Origin of the sequence: Aeromonas jandaei, from assembly GCF_037890695.1 — a bacterium.
Classification (GTDB): domain Bacteria; phylum Pseudomonadota; class Gammaproteobacteria; order Enterobacterales; family Aeromonadaceae; genus Aeromonas; species Aeromonas jandaei.
Genome location: NZ_CP149571.1, coordinates 4,456,012 through 4,471,234 on the forward strand (window position 1 = coordinate 4,456,012; position 15,223 = coordinate 4,471,234).

General features: G+C 64.6%; 18 protein-coding genes. All 18 read left to right on the forward strand.

The genetic code is table 11. The features are described from left to right. Window positions 1–244: 244 nt before the first annotated feature. The 18 genes from WE862_RS20950 to WE862_RS21035 are packed head-to-tail and all read left to right on the forward strand — an operon-like array spanning window position 245 to window position 15,221. A complete protein-coding gene (locus WE862_RS20950; protein ID WP_042030839.1) occupies window positions 245–958 on the forward strand; it encodes a beta-ketoacyl synthase chain length factor in 714 nt (237 codons plus the stop codon). After that, a complete protein-coding gene (locus WE862_RS20955) occupies window positions 943–1,737 on the forward strand; it encodes a lysophospholipid acyltransferase family protein (protein WP_042030858.1) in 795 nt (264 codons plus the stop codon). The genes WE862_RS20950 and WE862_RS20955 overlap by 16 nt, the downstream gene beginning before the upstream one ends. Beyond that, a complete protein-coding gene (locus WE862_RS20960) occupies window positions 1,718–1,978 on the forward strand; it encodes a phosphopantetheine-binding protein (RefSeq protein WP_033114590.1) in 261 nt (86 codons plus the stop codon). The genes WE862_RS20955 and WE862_RS20960 overlap by 20 nt, the downstream gene beginning before the upstream one ends. Window positions 1,979–1,983: 5 nt before the next feature. Then, entirely contained in the window at window positions 1,984–2,229 is a 246-nt protein-coding gene (locus WE862_RS20965) for an acyl carrier protein (RefSeq protein ID WP_042030840.1), read from the forward strand. Next, window positions 2,229–2,792 carry a hypothetical protein gene (locus WE862_RS20970; protein WP_042030841.1) on the forward strand — a complete coding sequence of 188 codons (564 nt, stop codon included), beginning with the start codon at window positions 2,229–2,231 and terminating at the stop codon, window positions 2,790–2,792. Before WE862_RS20965 ends, WE862_RS20970 begins: the two co-directional genes overlap by 1 nt. After that, window positions 2,789–4,180: an AMP-binding protein gene (locus WE862_RS20975; protein WP_042030842.1), complete on the forward strand. Its 1,392-nt coding sequence runs from the start codon at window positions 2,789–2,791 to the stop codon at window positions 4,178–4,180. Before WE862_RS20970 ends, WE862_RS20975 begins: the two co-directional genes overlap by 4 nt. Further along, on the forward strand, window positions 4,180–4,545 hold the full coding sequence (locus WE862_RS20980; RefSeq protein ID WP_042030843.1) for a hypothetical protein: 366 nt from the start codon (window positions 4,180–4,182) through the stop codon (window positions 4,543–4,545). Before WE862_RS20975 ends, WE862_RS20980 begins: the two co-directional genes overlap by 1 nt. Then, window positions 4,542–6,218 (forward strand): glycosyltransferase family 2 protein, encoded by a 1,677-nt coding sequence (locus WE862_RS20985; protein ID WP_042030844.1) that lies wholly within the window; start codon window positions 4,542–4,544, stop codon window positions 6,216–6,218. Before WE862_RS20980 ends, WE862_RS20985 begins: the two co-directional genes overlap by 4 nt. A gap of 7 nt (window positions 6,219–6,225) precedes the next feature. Further along, a complete protein-coding gene (locus tag WE862_RS20990; protein ID WP_404800996.1) occupies window positions 6,226–7,776 on the forward strand; it encodes an HAL/PAL/TAL family ammonia-lyase in 1,551 nt (516 codons plus the stop codon). Next, window positions 7,769–8,191, forward strand: a complete 423-nt coding sequence (locus WE862_RS20995; protein ID WP_376869627.1) for an acyl-CoA thioesterase — start codon at window positions 7,769–7,771, stop codon at window positions 8,189–8,191. Before WE862_RS20990 ends, WE862_RS20995 begins: the two co-directional genes overlap by 8 nt. Next, the gene (locus WE862_RS21000) at window positions 8,188–8,592 is read left to right on the forward strand and encodes an outer membrane lipoprotein carrier protein LolA (protein WP_339058674.1); all 405 of its coding nucleotides are present in this window, start codon (window positions 8,188–8,190) and stop codon (window positions 8,590–8,592) included. The genes WE862_RS20995 and WE862_RS21000 overlap by 4 nt, the downstream gene beginning before the upstream one ends. Window positions 8,593–8,646: 54 nt before the next feature. Then, complete coding sequence (locus WE862_RS21005; protein ID WP_339058675.1) at window positions 8,647–8,787, forward strand: hypothetical protein; 141 nt, start codon at window positions 8,647–8,649, stop codon at window positions 8,785–8,787. Continuing rightward, entirely contained in the window at window positions 8,774–11,089 is a 2,316-nt protein-coding gene (locus WE862_RS21010; protein WP_052448105.1) for an MMPL family transporter, read from the forward strand. The genes WE862_RS21005 and WE862_RS21010 overlap by 14 nt, the downstream gene beginning before the upstream one ends. Continuing rightward, window positions 11,086–11,643 carry a DUF3261 domain-containing protein gene (locus tag WE862_RS21015; protein WP_042030847.1) on the forward strand — a complete coding sequence of 186 codons (558 nt, stop codon included), beginning with the start codon at window positions 11,086–11,088 and terminating at the stop codon, window positions 11,641–11,643. Before WE862_RS21010 ends, WE862_RS21015 begins: the two co-directional genes overlap by 4 nt. After that, window positions 11,640–12,806 (forward strand): beta-ketoacyl-[acyl-carrier-protein] synthase family protein, encoded by a 1,167-nt coding sequence (locus WE862_RS21020; protein ID WP_042030848.1) that lies wholly within the window; start codon window positions 11,640–11,642, stop codon window positions 12,804–12,806. Before WE862_RS21015 ends, WE862_RS21020 begins: the two co-directional genes overlap by 4 nt. Further along, entirely contained in the window at window positions 12,803–13,261 is a 459-nt protein-coding gene (locus WE862_RS21025) for a hotdog family protein (RefSeq protein WP_042030849.1), read from the forward strand. Before WE862_RS21020 ends, WE862_RS21025 begins: the two co-directional genes overlap by 4 nt. Beyond that, window positions 13,258–13,983 carry a 3-ketoacyl-ACP reductase FabG2 gene (locus WE862_RS21030; protein ID WP_042030850.1) on the forward strand — a complete coding sequence of 242 codons (726 nt, stop codon included), beginning with the start codon at window positions 13,258–13,260 and terminating at the stop codon, window positions 13,981–13,983. Before WE862_RS21025 ends, WE862_RS21030 begins: the two co-directional genes overlap by 4 nt. Next, entirely contained in the window at window positions 13,980–15,221 is a 1,242-nt protein-coding gene (locus tag WE862_RS21035; RefSeq protein WP_042030851.1) for a beta-ketoacyl-ACP synthase, read from the forward strand. Before WE862_RS21030 ends, WE862_RS21035 begins: the two co-directional genes overlap by 4 nt. Window positions 15,222–15,223 lie beyond the last annotated feature (2 nt).

The following is a 15,223-nucleotide window of genomic DNA, read 5'->3' on the forward strand; positions in this document are numbered from 1 at the left end:
CCCTTTGTAATTGGAACCTGTCAAAGCCGACCCAATGAGACAATAAAATGTGTGCCCTTTCAATAAATAAAGGTGGCGCCGAATAGGTTCTCCATACTTGCTGCCCCCGTCACTGCTTGTCTCTGTTCTTGCAGTAAAATGATGGTACTATGCACATCTTATTCAAAATCCTTAACTGGAGCTGAATCGGCTCTGCAAGCTTGGTCGTGTCTCCCTGTTAGCATCATCCTCTCAAGGTCGTTTCGTGTACAAGAATTCCTCTTTTTCCATCGTTGAAAGCTGCGCGCTGGCGCCGGGGCTCACCACCCGGGAGCAGTGGCAAGGCTGGGCGAAAGAGGGGATCTGGCCAACGCAATCGCCTCTAGCAACGCCTCACATCCCCATGATGGTGGCACGCCGGATGAGCCTGGGTAGCCGCCTTGCGGTAGAAGTGGCCCTCGACATGATGTCGCGCCATACGGTAGAGGGCGCCGTGTTTGCCAGCCGCCACGGGGAGCTGGATCGATCCATTGGCCTGCTGACGGCACTGGCACAGGCACGCAGCCTCTCCCCCACCGATTTCTCCCAGTCAGTACACAACACCGCAGCCGGGCTGACCTCCATTCAGGGCAAGCAGCCCATCCCCATGAGTTCGCTGGCAGCGGGGAGCGGTACCTTTGCCGCGGCCCTGCAGGAAGCCATCGGCATGCTCGCCGACGGTATGGACCGGGTACTGGTGGTGGCCTTTGAGGGGACGCTGCCGGCATTTAGCCAACCCTGGCTCGGTGATGAACCGCCGCCCCATGCGGTGGCGCTGTTGCTGAACCGGGGTGATGAGTGGCAGGGGAGTGCGCTGGCGACGGACGCTGGCGCAACTGGCAAGGGCGGCGCGCTCGCTTGCTGGCGCGCCTTGCTGACCGACACACCGCAATTTCGGATCTCCGACGGGCGCAGGGAGTGGCTATGGCAGCGCAATTGAATCGGCTCTGGCGCCTGATTGGTACCATGCTGGGATTTACCCTGTTCGGCATTGGTTGCCTGCTGCTGACGCTGGTCTGGTTTCCACTGCTCTGGTTATTGGTACGCGGGGAAACGCGTCGCCACCTTGCCCAAAGCACCATCAGAATAAGTTTTCGTTTTTTCCTCAATGTGCTCAGGCAATTAAGGGTGCTGGATTATCGCTTTAACAATATGCCCCAACAACTGAGTGGCGTATTGGTATTGGCCAACCACCCCAGCCTGCTCGATTATGTATTGCTGGCGGCTTACATGCCGGAGTGCGACTGTATTGTCAAAGAGGCGCTCTGGCATAATCCGTTTGTCGCCGGCATCGTGCGGGCCGCCGGTTATATTCCCAATGCCGCGGCCGAAACATTATTACCGGTATGTTGTGAACGCCTGCAACAAGGTGCGGTACTGTTGGTCTTTCCGGAAGGCACCCGCACGACCCCCGGCGAGCCGCTGCAACTGCAACGCGGCGCAGCCCATCTGGCCGTCCGTTGTCAGGCCTGGCTGCAACCGGTTCGCATTCACTGCTCGGCCCCGTTTCTGACCAAACAGCACAAATGGTTCCATGTGCCCGCGCACAAGCCACTCTTTACGATAGAGTTTCTGCCCCAGTGTCAGGCTCGGGATCTGATGCCGCACGAAGAGGCCCCTTCGCTGGCCGCGCGGCATCTCACTCACTATTTCAAACGGGTATTGAGCCCGGCCCAATCCGCCTCTGTATGGACTCAAGATGCAACAAACATTAACTGAAGAAATCAAACAACTGATCATCGACAGCCTCAACCTCGAAGGCATGACGACTGCCGATATCGACACCGACGCCCCGCTCTTCAATGACGGTCTCGGTCTCGACTCCATCGATGCGCTGGAGCTGGGACTGGCGATCAAGGGACGCTACGGCATCGTGCTCTCGGCTGATGACGAGAATACCCGTCGTCACTTTGCCTCTGTTGCAGCCCTGGCTGCCCTCGTCAACCAGCAGCGGGGATAATCGCCATGACCAGAGATGAGATCTTCAACGAAATTCGCCGCGCCCTGGTCGAGCTGTTCGAAATCGACCCCGAAGACGTCACCATGGATGCCCAGCTCTATCAGCAACTTGAGCTCGACAGCATCGATGCCATCGATCTGGTGGTGCACCTGCAAAAACTGACCGGCAAGAAGATCAAGCCGGAAGAGTTCAAGTCGGTACGCACCGTCGCCGACGTGGTCGACGCCGTCGAACGCCTGCTCGCCGAGTAATGCGTCGCATCAACCTGCTGGCGGGCGCCTTGCTGCTGCTCTATCCCCTGCTGGTCTATCTTGGCCTGTCGCACGGGGAGAGAAGCCTGCTGGCTCTGCTGCTGTTGCCGCTGTTTGCCATTCGCCTGTTTGCCGGCGCAGCCCTGCCGGGCGCTTGGCGCTGGGCGACCCGCTGGCTCGGGGCCGTCGGCCTGTTGCTGATCGGCCTCAACCTCTGGTTTCGCGAGCACGACTGGCTGCTTTACTACCCCATTGCCGTCAACGCGACCCTGCTGGGAGTGTTTGGCTGGAGCCTTACTCAACCTATGACGCTGGTTGAGCGGCTGGCCCGCCTCACCACGCCGGATCTGCCGGAGCAGGGAGTCCGCTACACCCGCAAGGTGACCCGGGTGTGGTGCCTCTTTTTTATCGGCAACGGCCTCTTTTCTGGCTGGACTGTCTGGCACGGCGATCTGGCGCTCTGGAGCCTCTACAACGGCCTTGTCAGCTATCTGCTGATGGGCGTGCTGATGGGCGGTGAATGGCTGGTGCGCCAGCGCGTGATGAAACGGGATAGCGCATGACTCTGCTCGATGAACTGCTGCAGGCAGATGGCAACCGCGTCGTCACCTTCGATGGCCAGCGAGCGTGGACGCTGACACAACTGCGCCAGAGCGCCGGGTTGCTCGCCCGCCAGCTCACCGCACTGCCGGCGCAGCGCTGGGCTATTTGCACCGGTGACAGCTACCACTTTTGTCAGGCGCTGCTCGCCTGCGCCATGGCAGGACGAGCCTTGGTGCTGCCCGGCCACCAGCGCCTCGCCGGCTTGCAGGAGCTGCTGGATCAAGATGCCTTCGATGGACTGCTTTGCGATGAACCACTGCAGCTCCCCTGCACCGTGCTGCCCATCGATGCCGTTACAGCCTGCGAGCCATTGCCAGCCACGGAAGCGATAGCGACGCTGGCCCCCGAGATCACCCTCTACACCTCGGGTTCTACCGGCCAGCCCAAGGGGATCTCCAAACCCTGGGCGCTGCTTGAGGCAGAGGTTCGTACCCAGATCGCCCTGTGGCATCAGCACCTTGGGGGAGCGAGGCTCTTCTCCAGCGTCAGCCATCAGCACATCTACGGCCTGCTCTTTCGCATCCTGCTGCCGCTGGCGCTCGGCATTCCGTTTGCCCGCAGCCAGACCGACTATCCGGAGCAACTGGCCAGCCAAAAAGAGCCATGGGTACTGGTCAGCTCGCCCGCCTTCCTGTCGCGGCTCGATCCCGCCCTTGCGGGAAGCGGCTGCCGGCTGATCTTCTCCTCCGGCGGCCCACTCGCCTATGAAGATGCACGCCAGTGTGCGGCGCTGCTCGGCTCCTTGCCGGTGGAGATCTACGGCAGCAGCGAGACCGGTGGCATCGGCTGGCGCCAGAGCGCTGCGCCCGATATCCCCTGGACCCCTTTTGCCGGCGTCTCCGTCAGCTGTGACGAAGAGCAGACTCTGCTGTTGCGCTCACCCTTTATGGATGAGCCTGAGCCCTGGGTCGGCAGCGATCGCATCGCTCTGTGTGATGATGGCGACAAAGGCGCAGCAGGCCGCTTTCACCTGCTTGGCAGGCGCGATCGCATCGTCAAGCTCGAGGAGAAACGCATCTCGCTCGACGATGTCGAGCTGCGCATCAAGGCGCTTGAAGGGGTACTCGATGCCGCCGTCTTGCCCCTTGAGCAGGGCGGACGCCAGGTACTTGGGGTCGCACTGGTGCTCAGCCAGCAGGGAGTGCAGAGCTTCACCCGCCTTGGCCACGGCGCCTTCTTGCAACAGCTGCGCCGGCAGCTGCGCCCCTGGCTCGAGCCGGTGGCGCTGCCGCGCAGCATCAGACTTTTTCCGGCGCTGCCCCTGACCGGCGCGGGCAAACGCGACGGTGTGATGCTGCGTCAGGCGTTTGACCAGACACCACTGCAACAACCCGGAGTACCCACCTGATGGATAGTTCACTGCTGCCCGCCCTGCTGGCACGTCAGGCCAGCTCCGATAGCGTGCAACTGCTGCTGCACCTGAGTGCCGACCTGCCCTGGTTTGCAGGCCATTTTCCCGGGGCCCCCCTGCTGCCCGGGGTCACCCAGCTGCAACTGGCCATTCACTTCGCCCGCGCAGAGAAGCTGCTCGCCGGCGAGTTTCAGGGGATGGACCAGCTCAAGTTCCAACGCCCGCTGCGTCCGGATGATCACTGCTGGCTGATCTTGCGCGCTCATGGCGACGGCCAGCTGCGCTTTGAATATCGTCTCGGCAGCGCAGAGGATGTCGATACGCTGCCGATCGCCAGCAGCGGACGGGTCAAGCTATCGTGACGCCCTGCATCATCATCCCCTGCTACAACCACGCAGCCCCTCTCGCGGCGGTGCTGCGTGAACTCGCGCAGCTCAACCTCCCCTGCCTGCTGGTCGATGATGGCAGCGAGCCGGCGGCCGCCGCCCAGCTCGATCAGCTGGCAACCGAACACGCCGGTTGGGTCACGTTACTTCGCCATCCGCACAACCGGGGCAAGGGGGGCGCGGTCAAAACGGCGCTACTGGCTGCCAGAGCGCGCGGCTTCAGCCATGCCCTGCAGGTCGATGCTGATGGCCAGCACGATCTCTCCCGCCTGCCAGAGCTGCTGGTCGAATCGGAGCGCTTCCCGCAGGCGCTCATCTCCGGCGCCCCCGAATACGATGAATCTGTGCCAAAGGGGCGCCTCTACGGCCGCTACCTGACTCATGTCTGGGTCTGGATCGAGACACTCTCCTTCGAGATCAAGGACAGCATGTGCGGCCTTCGCGTCTATCCGGTCGAGGCGAGCTGCGCGCTGCTTGAGCAGTGCACTCTCGGCGAGCGGATGGATTTCGACATCGAGATCATGGTGCGCCTGCACTGGCGCGGCGTGGCAGTGCGCTTTGTTCCGGTCAAGGTGCACTACCCCGAGAACGGCCTCTCCCATTTCAACCCGCTGCACGACAACCTGCGCATCTCCTGGATGCACACCCGTCTGGTGCTGACCCTGCTGCGCGATGGCGTTGCCAACCTGTTGCGCGCCCCCGGCCAACTGTTGAAGCGCGGACGGGAACACTGGTCACGCACCCCGGAGCGCGGCACCCTGCTCGGCATCCGCACCATGCTCTGGAGCTACCGGCTGCTCGGCCGTCCGGGCTTCAAGGCCCTGCTGCTGCCGGTCATCAGCTACTTCTGGCTGACCGGTCGCAGCCAGCGCGAGGCCTCCCGCGACTATCTGGCCCGCCTCACCGCCCGCGCCGCCGAGCTCAACCAGCCGCTGCCCGAACCGGTGGGGAGCCTGCGCCACTTCCTGCGCTTTGGCGAGGCGGCGCTCGACAAACTGGCCGCCTGGCGCGGCGACATAGGCCTCGACGACATCGAGCTGGTGAACCCGCACCATTACGAGGCGGCTCGCGGCAAGGGAGCCCTCATCATCGGCTCCCATCTGGGCAATCTGGAGCTGTGCCGCGCCCTTGGCAGCAAGGCGCAAGGGGTTCGCATCACGGCGCTGGTCTTTACCCGCCACGCAGCCCGCTTCAACGCCCTGTTGCAGGAGGTAAATCCCAACTCCGGCCTCAATCTGGTGCAGGTGCAGGAGCTGGGGGCCGATACCGCCATCATGCTCAAATCGCGCATCGAGGAAGGGGAGTGGGTGGTGATCGTCGGCGATCGCACCTCGGTGACCAAAGAGAAACGGGTGGTCTGGGCCGATTTTCTCGGTGCCAAGGCCCCCTTCCCGCTCGGCCCGTTTGCGCTGTCGGCCATCCTCGGCTGCCCCACTTACCTGATGTTCGGGCTGCGGGAGCAGGGGCGCTTTCGGGTGCACTTCGAGCCGTTCGCCGACGGCTCGCCCCTGCCGCGGGCCGGGCGCCAGCAGCAGCTCGAGGCCCGGGTACAGCACTACGCCAACCGGCTGGAACACCACTGCCTGCGTGCGCCGCTGGAGTGGTTCAACTTTTTCGACTTTTGGCATCTGACCGATGAGCAGGACTGATCAAGGCATGCACGAGATCCATTTCGGGGCCCGCCCCCTCACCATCGAAGAGGTTGTCGCACTGGCAGAACGCCGCGCCACGCCACGCCTCAACCCGGCCCCCGAGTTCCGGGCTCGCATCCAGCGCGGCGCCGACTATCTTGACCGGCTGCTCGCCGAGGAAGGGGTGATCTACGGGGTCACCACGGGCTATGGCGACTCGGTCACCCGGGCAGTGCCGCTCGATCTGGTCGATACCCTGCCCCTGCACCTGACCCGCTTTCACGGCTGTGGCATGGGCGAGAACCTGAGTCTGGCAGCCACCCGCGCCGTGCTGGCTACCCGCCTCAACTCGCTGGCACAGGGGGTCTCCGGCGTCAGCCTCCCCCTGCTCGAGCGGCTTACCTGGCTACTGGAGCAAGACCTGCTGCCGCGCATTCCTGAAGAGGGTTCGGTCGGCGCCAGCGGCGATCTCACCCCGCTCTCCTACGTGGCGGCGGCGCTCATCGGCGAGCGAGAACTCTACCGCAACGGGGAGCTGACCTGCGCGGCTGAGCTCTATCGCGAGCTCGGCATCACACCGCTCCAGTTGCGCCCGAAAGAGGGGTTGGCGCTGATGAACGGCACCTCGGTGATGACAGCGCTCGCCTGCCTCGCCTATGCCCGCTGTGAATACCTGATGCGGCTCTGCACCCGAATCACCGCGCTGGTGAGCGTGGCGATGGAGGGCAACGCCTTCCACTTTGACGAACGCCTGTTTGCCGCCAAACCCCACCCGGGCCAGCAGCAGATCGCCGCCTGGCTGCGCGCCGATCTGCCGAGCGGCGAGCTGCCGCACCACAGCAACCGGCTGCAGGATCGCTACTCCCTGCGCTGCGCCCCGCACGTCATCGGCGTGGTGGCCGACAGCCTGCCCTGGTGGCGCACGCTTATCGAAAACGAGCTCAACAGCGCCAACGACAACCCCCTCATCGACGGCGACGGGGAGCATGTGATGCACGGCGGTCACTTCTACGGCGGCCATATCGCCATGGCCATGGACAGCATGAAGGTGGCGGTGGCCAATCTGGCCGATCTGCTCGACCGTCAGCTGGCCCAGCTGGTCGACAGCAAGTTCAATCAGGGGCTGCCGAGCAACCTCTCCGGCGCGAGCGCCGAGCGCCGCTTTATCAACCACGGCTTCAAGGCGGTGCAAATTGGCGCCTCGGCCTGGACGGCGGAAGCGCTCAAGCACACCATGCCCGCCAGCGTCTTTTCGCGCTCGACCGAGTGCCACAATCAGGACAAGGTGAGCATGGGCACCATCGCCGCCCGCGATGCGCTGCGGGTGCTGACCCTGACCGAACAGGTAGCCAGCGCCAGCCTGCTGGCGGCGGTACAAGGAGTCGAGCTGCGCCTTGCCCTGCAGGGCTATGACTTGACCACCCTCAGCCCGGCGCTCGCCGCCACTGTCGAGGCGGTACGCCGCGATCACCCCTTCCTCTGCGAAGATCGCCCGCTGGAGGCCGAACTGCGCGCCATGATGGCCCGCCTGCAGGCACGCCACTACCCGATTTATGACGAGGTGTCCCATGTCTGAGCCCTGGCAGCTGAGTGCCGAGGTCGATGTCACCGTCCCCTTCCACGACGTGGACATGATGGCCGTCGCCTGGCACGGCCACTACCTGCGCTACATCGAGCTGGCCCGCTGTGCCCTGCTCGATCGCATCGACTACAACTACCCGCAGATGGAGGCCTCCGGCTATCTGTGGCCGGTCATCGATGTGCGGATGAAGTACATAGCCCCGCTGCGCTTTGGCCAGACGGTACGGGTACGCGCCACCCTGGTCGAGTACCAGCACCGCCTCAAGATCGATTACCTCCTCTATGACCCGCAGAGTGGCAAACGCACCAGCAAGGGGTACACGGTGCAGGTGGCGGTCAGCAAGCAGAGCGGCGAGATGTGCCTCGCCTCGCCACAGGTGTTGCTCGACAAGCTGGGGGTGAGCGAATGATGGCCCGCCTCTCCCTGCTGCTGCTGGCTCTGCTCTCCCGGCCAACACTGGCGATCACCCTGGCCGATGTGCAGCAACAGCTCACGGCGGCCGATGCCCGCAGCGCCCGCTTCGAGCAGGAGCGCCAGATAAGCGGCCTCACCCAGGCGCTGCGCTCCAGCGGCGAGCTGCTGCTGGTGAAGGGCCAAGGGCTCTGGTGGCAGCAGCAGAAACCCTTTCCCCTGACGCTGACTCTCACCCCGACGCGCATGGTGCAGCAGTTGCCCGGTCAACCGGCCCAGACCCTCGACAGCCCGCAACTGCTGGAGTTCAGCAACCTGATGCTGGCCCTGTTCGACCCGAGCGAAGCGGCGCTGGATAACTACTTTCGCCACAAACTCGCCAGCGAGGGGGAGGAGTGAGCCCTGACCCTCGAGCCCATCCGCTCGCCCCTCGACAAGGTCTTCGCCAGTCTGGTGCTCAAGGGGCGTCACGAGCTCGCCTCGCTCGCCATCCATGACAAACAGGGCGATGTCACCCTGATCCGCTTTGTTGACTGGCAGCTTAAAACCCTGCCCCTGAGTGCCGAGGAGCAATCCCGTTTTGATGCTCACTGAGAAACGGTGGCGCCTGCTGGGGCGATTGTGGCTGCTGCTCTGTGTGGCGGTCTGCCTTGCCCTGGCGCTGGCCCTGCCCCGCGCCCGCTTCAATACCAGCGTGATGGATCTGCTGCCCAAAGAGGAGCACCAGCAGTGGCATCCGGAAATCCGGGCCGGACTGCTCGCCAACCTCGACCGGCAACTGGTGTGGCTGGTGAGCCTGCCCGCCGGCGAAAATGGCGAAGCCGCCGCGACCGCGTGGAGCAAGCAGCTGGCCGGCATCGACTCACTGGAACATCTTAAAGCGGCCCAGCCGACCCTCGCCGGTGCCTGGCAGAGCTACATTCGGCAGATGGCGTGGCAACACCTCACGCCGAGCGCGCGGGCACGGCTGGCCTGTGGCCCCGAGGGGTGGAGCCAGTGGGTGCTGGGGCAGATCTACTCCCCCTTCGGCGGCGTCTCGCGCGCCGAGTGGCAGGCCGATCCCCTGCTGCTGACCCGCGCTGCGGTGCTGGAGCAGAAGAGTCCAATGCAGTTGGACGAAAAAGGCTGGCTCAGCAGCACCGGGCCGGATGGCCGCCGCTGGTATATGGTGCGGGCCGAACTCAACCTCTCCGCCTTCGACATGGCGCGCAACCGCCAACTGCTCACCGAGCTGGCAACCGCCGAGCAGCAGTTGCGCCAGCACTATCCGGGCGTCGAACTGCTGCGCCGCGGCACCCTCTTCTATAGCCAGCACGCCAGTTCGCTCGCCGAGCAGGATATCTCGACCATCGGGCTGGGCTCTCTTATCGGGGTCATTGTGCTCATCTGGCTGGCGTTTCGCTCGGTGCGCGCTCTGCTGCTCTCTCTGCTGCCGCTGACAATGGGGATGCTGTGGGGGCTCGGCGCCGTACTGCTGGTGTTTGGCGAGATCCACGTCTTCACCCTGGTGATCAGCTCAAGCCTTATCGGCATCTCCATCGACTATGCCATCCACTTCCTGAGCGAGCGGCGCCTGCATGGTCACGAGACACCGGCGCAGACCCGCGCCCACCTGCTGCCGGGGCTGAGTCTGGCACTGCTCACCACCCTGATCGGCTATGCCCTGCTCTGGCTCGCCCCCTTCCCAGGGCTGCAGCAGCTCGCCATCTGCGCGCTGGCCGGCTTGCTGGCCGCCTTCCTGACCGTGCTGCTGCTCTTCCCCTACTGGCTGGGCGACCTGCCGCAGGGTGCCTTGCCCATCCGCCACTGGCAGGTGCGCTGGATTGAGGCTTGGCAGCGCCCGGGCGGCCTGCGCCGCTGGCTGCCGCTACTGGTGCTGGTGATCAGCGCCATCGGCATCAGCCGCCTCGCGGTCGATGACGATATCCAGAAGCTGCAACCCCTGCCCCACGAGCTGCAGGCGCAGGAGCGCCAGATCCAGCAACTGACCGGCCAGCAGGGTGGCATGACCGGCTATCTGGTGGTGGGCAGCGATGGCGAGCAGGCCCTCACCCGCCTCGAGACGCTGGCTGACCAGCTTGAGCTGGCCCGCCAGCACAGGGTGCTCGACCAGTTTGTTGCCATCAGCCAGTGGATCCCCTCGAAGGCTCGTCAACAGGCGGATCATCAGGCCATCATGGCGCTGCAACCGGGTGTCATTTCCGCCCTCAAGGCGGCCGGTGTACCGGTGGAGGCCAGCGCTCGTCCCCTGGATCTACTGACCCCCGAGGCGTGGCTAACCAGCCCGGTCAGCGAAGGGAGCCGCCTGCTCTGGTACGCCCTGCCCGATGGCCGGGTCGGCATCTGGGTGCCACTGGCCGGTATTCACGATGCCGCCGCACTGGCCCGTCTGGCCGACGAGCATGACGGGGTGATCTGGCAGGATCAGCGCAGCCAGTGGAGCCAGCTCTTTGCCGATTACCGCCTCAAGCTCGCCGAGCTGCTGCTGGTCGCGGTGGTGCTGGTGATGGTGCTGCTCTGGCATCGCATCGGTTGGCGCCTGACCCTGCGCATCCTGCTGGTCAACGGGTTGGCCATCGCCATGGGGCTGGCGCTGCTTGGCTTCAGTGGCCAGCCGCTCACCCTCTTTGGCGTGCTGGCACTGAGCCTTATCTTCGGCATCGGCATCGATTACGGGCTCTTCTTCGCCCACTGCGGCAGCGAGCCTGCCCGCCAGCAATCGACCCTGCTCGCCATCCTGCTGGCACACCTCACCACCCTGCTGGCCTTCGGCCTGCTGGCGCTCAGCAACACCCCGGCCATCGCCGGTTTCGGAATTGTGCTGAGCGGCGGGATCTTCACAGCGTTTCTGTTATCCCCCATGGTGCTGGCCCCGCGGCCAGCTGCGGAGTCATGATGAGATACTGGTACTTGCTGCTGGTGCTGCTGACCGGTTGCAGCAGCCAGCAGGGGATAGAGGCGTTTATCGCCCCGGGCGTTCCCCTCTCGCTGCCGGCGCCCCAGCGCGCCGAACCGCTAAACCGTCAGCAGCTGCTGATCGCCAGCGTCAAGGGCAAGCAGTATCAGCTGCTCACCGCACTGGAGGCCGGCCAGCAGGGCATCACCCTGGTCGGGCTGATGCCGACCGGTGCGCGCCTGTTCAAGGTGCAGTACGACCAGAGCGGCATTCACAGCGAGCGGCTGCTCCCCCTGCCCGGCAACGCCCTGCCCCCGCCGGCTCAGGTACTGGCCGACGTGATGCTCTGCTACTGGCCGCTGGCCGAGTGGCAATCCCGTCTGCCGGCGGGCTGGCAGCTGGTCGATGAGGGGGATGTTCGCCGCCTCACCGACCCTGAAGGCGTACTGGTCACCGAGATCCGCTATCAGCACTGGCAAGGCCAGCGCGAGCCGGTCAGCCTGACCCAGCACCGCTTTGGCTACCGCCTGCAACTGGAGAATCTGGCGCAATGACCCTCTACATTCACGCCTACAGCCTCATCAACGCCCTCGGCCGTGGCAAGGATGAGGTGAGTGCCGCCCTCGAGGCGTGGCGCACCCATGGCACCAGCCCGCTCGATGGCGAGCGCTGGACGCTGATCGATGGCCGCACCTCGCCGGTGGGTCGGGTGCGCCAGCCGCTGCCAGCGGTGGCGATCGCCCCCTACGATTCGCGCAACAACCGGTTGCTGCTCGCAGCGCTAGCCGATATCGAAGACGAAGTGAACGCTGCTATCGCCCGCGTCGGATCGCAGCGGGTGGCGCTGGTGCTCGGCACCAGCACCTCCGGCATCGGCGAGGCAGAGGCCGCCGTTGCGGCGAGCGAGCGTGGCGAGGCGCTGCCACCGCAGTTTGACTACGAGCAGCAGGAGCTCGGCTCACCCTCGCTGTTTCTCGCCGCTCACCTTGGTCTTGAGGGGCCGGCGATGACCATTTCGACCGCCTGTTCGTCGAGCGCGCGCGCCTTCATTACCGCCCGCCGCCTGCTGGCCAGCGGTCAGGCCGATGTCGCGCTGGTCGGTGGTGCCGACTCTCTGTGCGGCCTCACCCTCAACGGCTTTGACAGTCTGGAGTCCCTGAGCGAACAGCGCTGCCAGCCGTTTGCCGCCGGGCGCGATGGCATCAACATCGGCGAAGGGGCAGCCCTGTTTCTGGTGAGCCTGGAGCCCGCTCCGCTTGCCCTGCTGGGAGATGGAGAGTCATCGGATGCCTGGCATATCTCGGCGCCGCACCCGCAAGGGGAAGGGGCCGAGCGGGCAATGCGGATGGCGCTGACCCGCGCCGGTCTTGAGGCTGAGCGGCTCGGCTACGTCAATGCCCACGGCACCGCCACCCGTCTCAACGACGAGATGGAGAGCCGCGCGCTGGCGCGCCTCTTCTCGAACAAGGTGCCGGTCAGCTCGACCAAGGTACTGACCGGCCACACCCTCGGGGCTGCCGGTGCGACCGAAGCTGCGCTCTGCTGCCTGCTGATCGAGCGGGGCCTGCCGCTGCCACCGCAGGGTGAAACGGCCGATCCGGCGCTGGCCCCCATCGCCCTTGTGCAGGAGCAGGAACCGGTCGATATCATCATGTCCAACTCGTTTGCCTTTGGTGGCAACAACGTCAGCCTGATTTTTGGCAAAGAGGCATCATGACTTTTCCTCCCATAGAACAACTGCTTCCCCACCGCGCGCCAATGCTGCTGCTCGAACGCGTCACGGCGCACGACGAGCAGAGTGTCTGCTGCGAAACGGTGGTGGGAGCACGGCAGGCACTGCTGCTCGATGACAACGGCGATCTGCCCGGCTGGTGCGGTATCGAACTGATGGCGCAAACCATCGCCGCCTGGGCAGGTATGCAGGCACACAGCCACCAAGAGCCGGTGCGGATCGGCATGCTGCTCGGCACCCGCAAATACCAGAGCGAGCTGCCCGTCTTTGCCTCCGGCAGCCTGCTGCGCATCGAGGCCCACTGCCTGCTGCAGGATGGCGGGATGGCCAGCTTTGAATGCAGCATCTGGCTTGGGGATCGCGAGTGCGCCAGAGCCCGCCTGAGCACCTATCAGCCCACCGAGGCACAACTGACAGATTTACTGGAGCAGAAACAATGAATTCGACCGTACTGGTTAGCGGCGCCAGCAAGGGAATTGGCCGCGCCATCGCCCTCAAGCTGGCGGCCGACGGTTTCACCGTAGTCGTCCACTACCACAGCGACCAGCAGGGAGCGCAGGCGACCCTCGACGAGATCACCGCCCATGGCGGCAGCGGGCGCCTCATCCAGTTCGATATCGGCGATCGCGAGCTGTGCCGCGCACGCCTTGAAGCCGACATCGAGCAACACGGCGCTTACTACGGCGTGGTCTGCAATGCCGGCATCGTGCGTGACGGGGCCTTCCCGGCGCTCACCGACAACGAGTGGGATGATGTCATCCACACCAACCTCGACGGTTTCTACAACCTGCTCAAGCCCTGCATCATGCCAATGATCGGACTGCGCCGCGGCGGGCGCATCGTCACCCTCTCCTCGGTCTCCGGTATCATGGGCAACCGCGGTCAGGTCAACTACAGCGCCTCCAAGGCCGGCCTTATCGGCGCCACCAAAGCGCTGGCACTGGAACTCGCCAAACGGCGGATCACGGTCAACTGCGTGGCCCCCGGCCTTATCGACACCGGCATGGTCAGCCCGGAAGTGGAGGGCGAAGCGCTCAAGATGATCCCCCTCAAACGCATGGGACAGGCAGAGGAGGTAGCCGGTCTGGTCTCCTATCTGATGTCCGACATCGCCGGCTATGTCACCCGGCAAGTTATTTCCATCAACGGAGGCCTGATATGAATCGACGGGTCGTAGTCACCGGCATGGCCGGTGTGACCGCCTTTGGCAACGACTGGGCCAGCGTCAAACCGCGCCTGCAGGCAGGACGCAACGCCGTGGTCACCATGCACGAGTGGGGGGTCTATGACGGGCTCAACACCCGGCTGGCCGCACCGATCAGCGACTTTGCCCTGCCGGCCCACTATCCGCGCAAGAAGATCCGCGCCATGGGACGAGTCTCCGAGATGTCGACCGTGGCCTCCGAACTCGCACTGGAGCAGGCGAAGCTGCTGAACGAACCGGTGCTGAGCGATGGCCGCACCGGTATCGCCTATGGCTCCTCCACCGGCAGCACGGCGCCCATCAGCGCCTTTGGCGCCATGCTCAACGACAAGACCACCACCAACATCACCGCCACCACCTATGTGCAGATGATGCCGCACACGACGGCGGTCAACACCGGCCTCTTCTTTGGCCTGCGTGGCCGGGTCATCCCCACCTCCAGCGCCTGCACCTCGGGCAGCCAGGGGATCGGCTACGCCTACGAGGCGATCCGCCACGGCTACCAGACCGTGATGGTGGCAGGTGGCGCGGAGGAGCTCTGCCCCTCCGAGGCGGTGGTGTTCGATACCCTGTTTGCCACCAGTCAGCTCAACGACACCCCCGAGCTCACCCCGCGCCCGTTTGACCGGGATCGCGACGGACTGGTGATCGGCGAAGGGGCAGCCACTCTGGTGCTCGAAGAGCTGGAGCATGCCCTCGCCCGTGGCGCCCACATCATCGCCGAGCTGGTCGGTTTTGCCACCAACTGCGATGCGGCCCATGTCACCCAACCCCAGAGCCAGACCATGCAGCTCTGCATGCAGATGGCGCTGGATCAGGCCGGGCTGCGTCCCGATCAGATTGGCTATATCAGTGCCCACGGCACCGCCACCGAACGGGGCGATATCGCCGAGAGCCAGGCGACTGCCGCCATCTTCGGTGACCAGACCCCCATCTCCTCGCTCAAGAGCTACTTCGGCCATACCCTCGGAGCCTGTGGCGCCATCGAAGCCTGGCTCTCGCTTGAGATGCTGCACGATGGCTGGTTTGCCCCGACCCTCAATCTGGCCAACCCGGATCCTGCCTGCGAGCCCCTCGACCACATCACGGGTCAGGGACGCCAGCTGGAGATCGAGTACCTGATGTCCAACAACTTCGCCTTCGGCGGCATCAACACCTCGCTGATCTTCCGCCGCTGGCACGACGAAACAAAATAAGT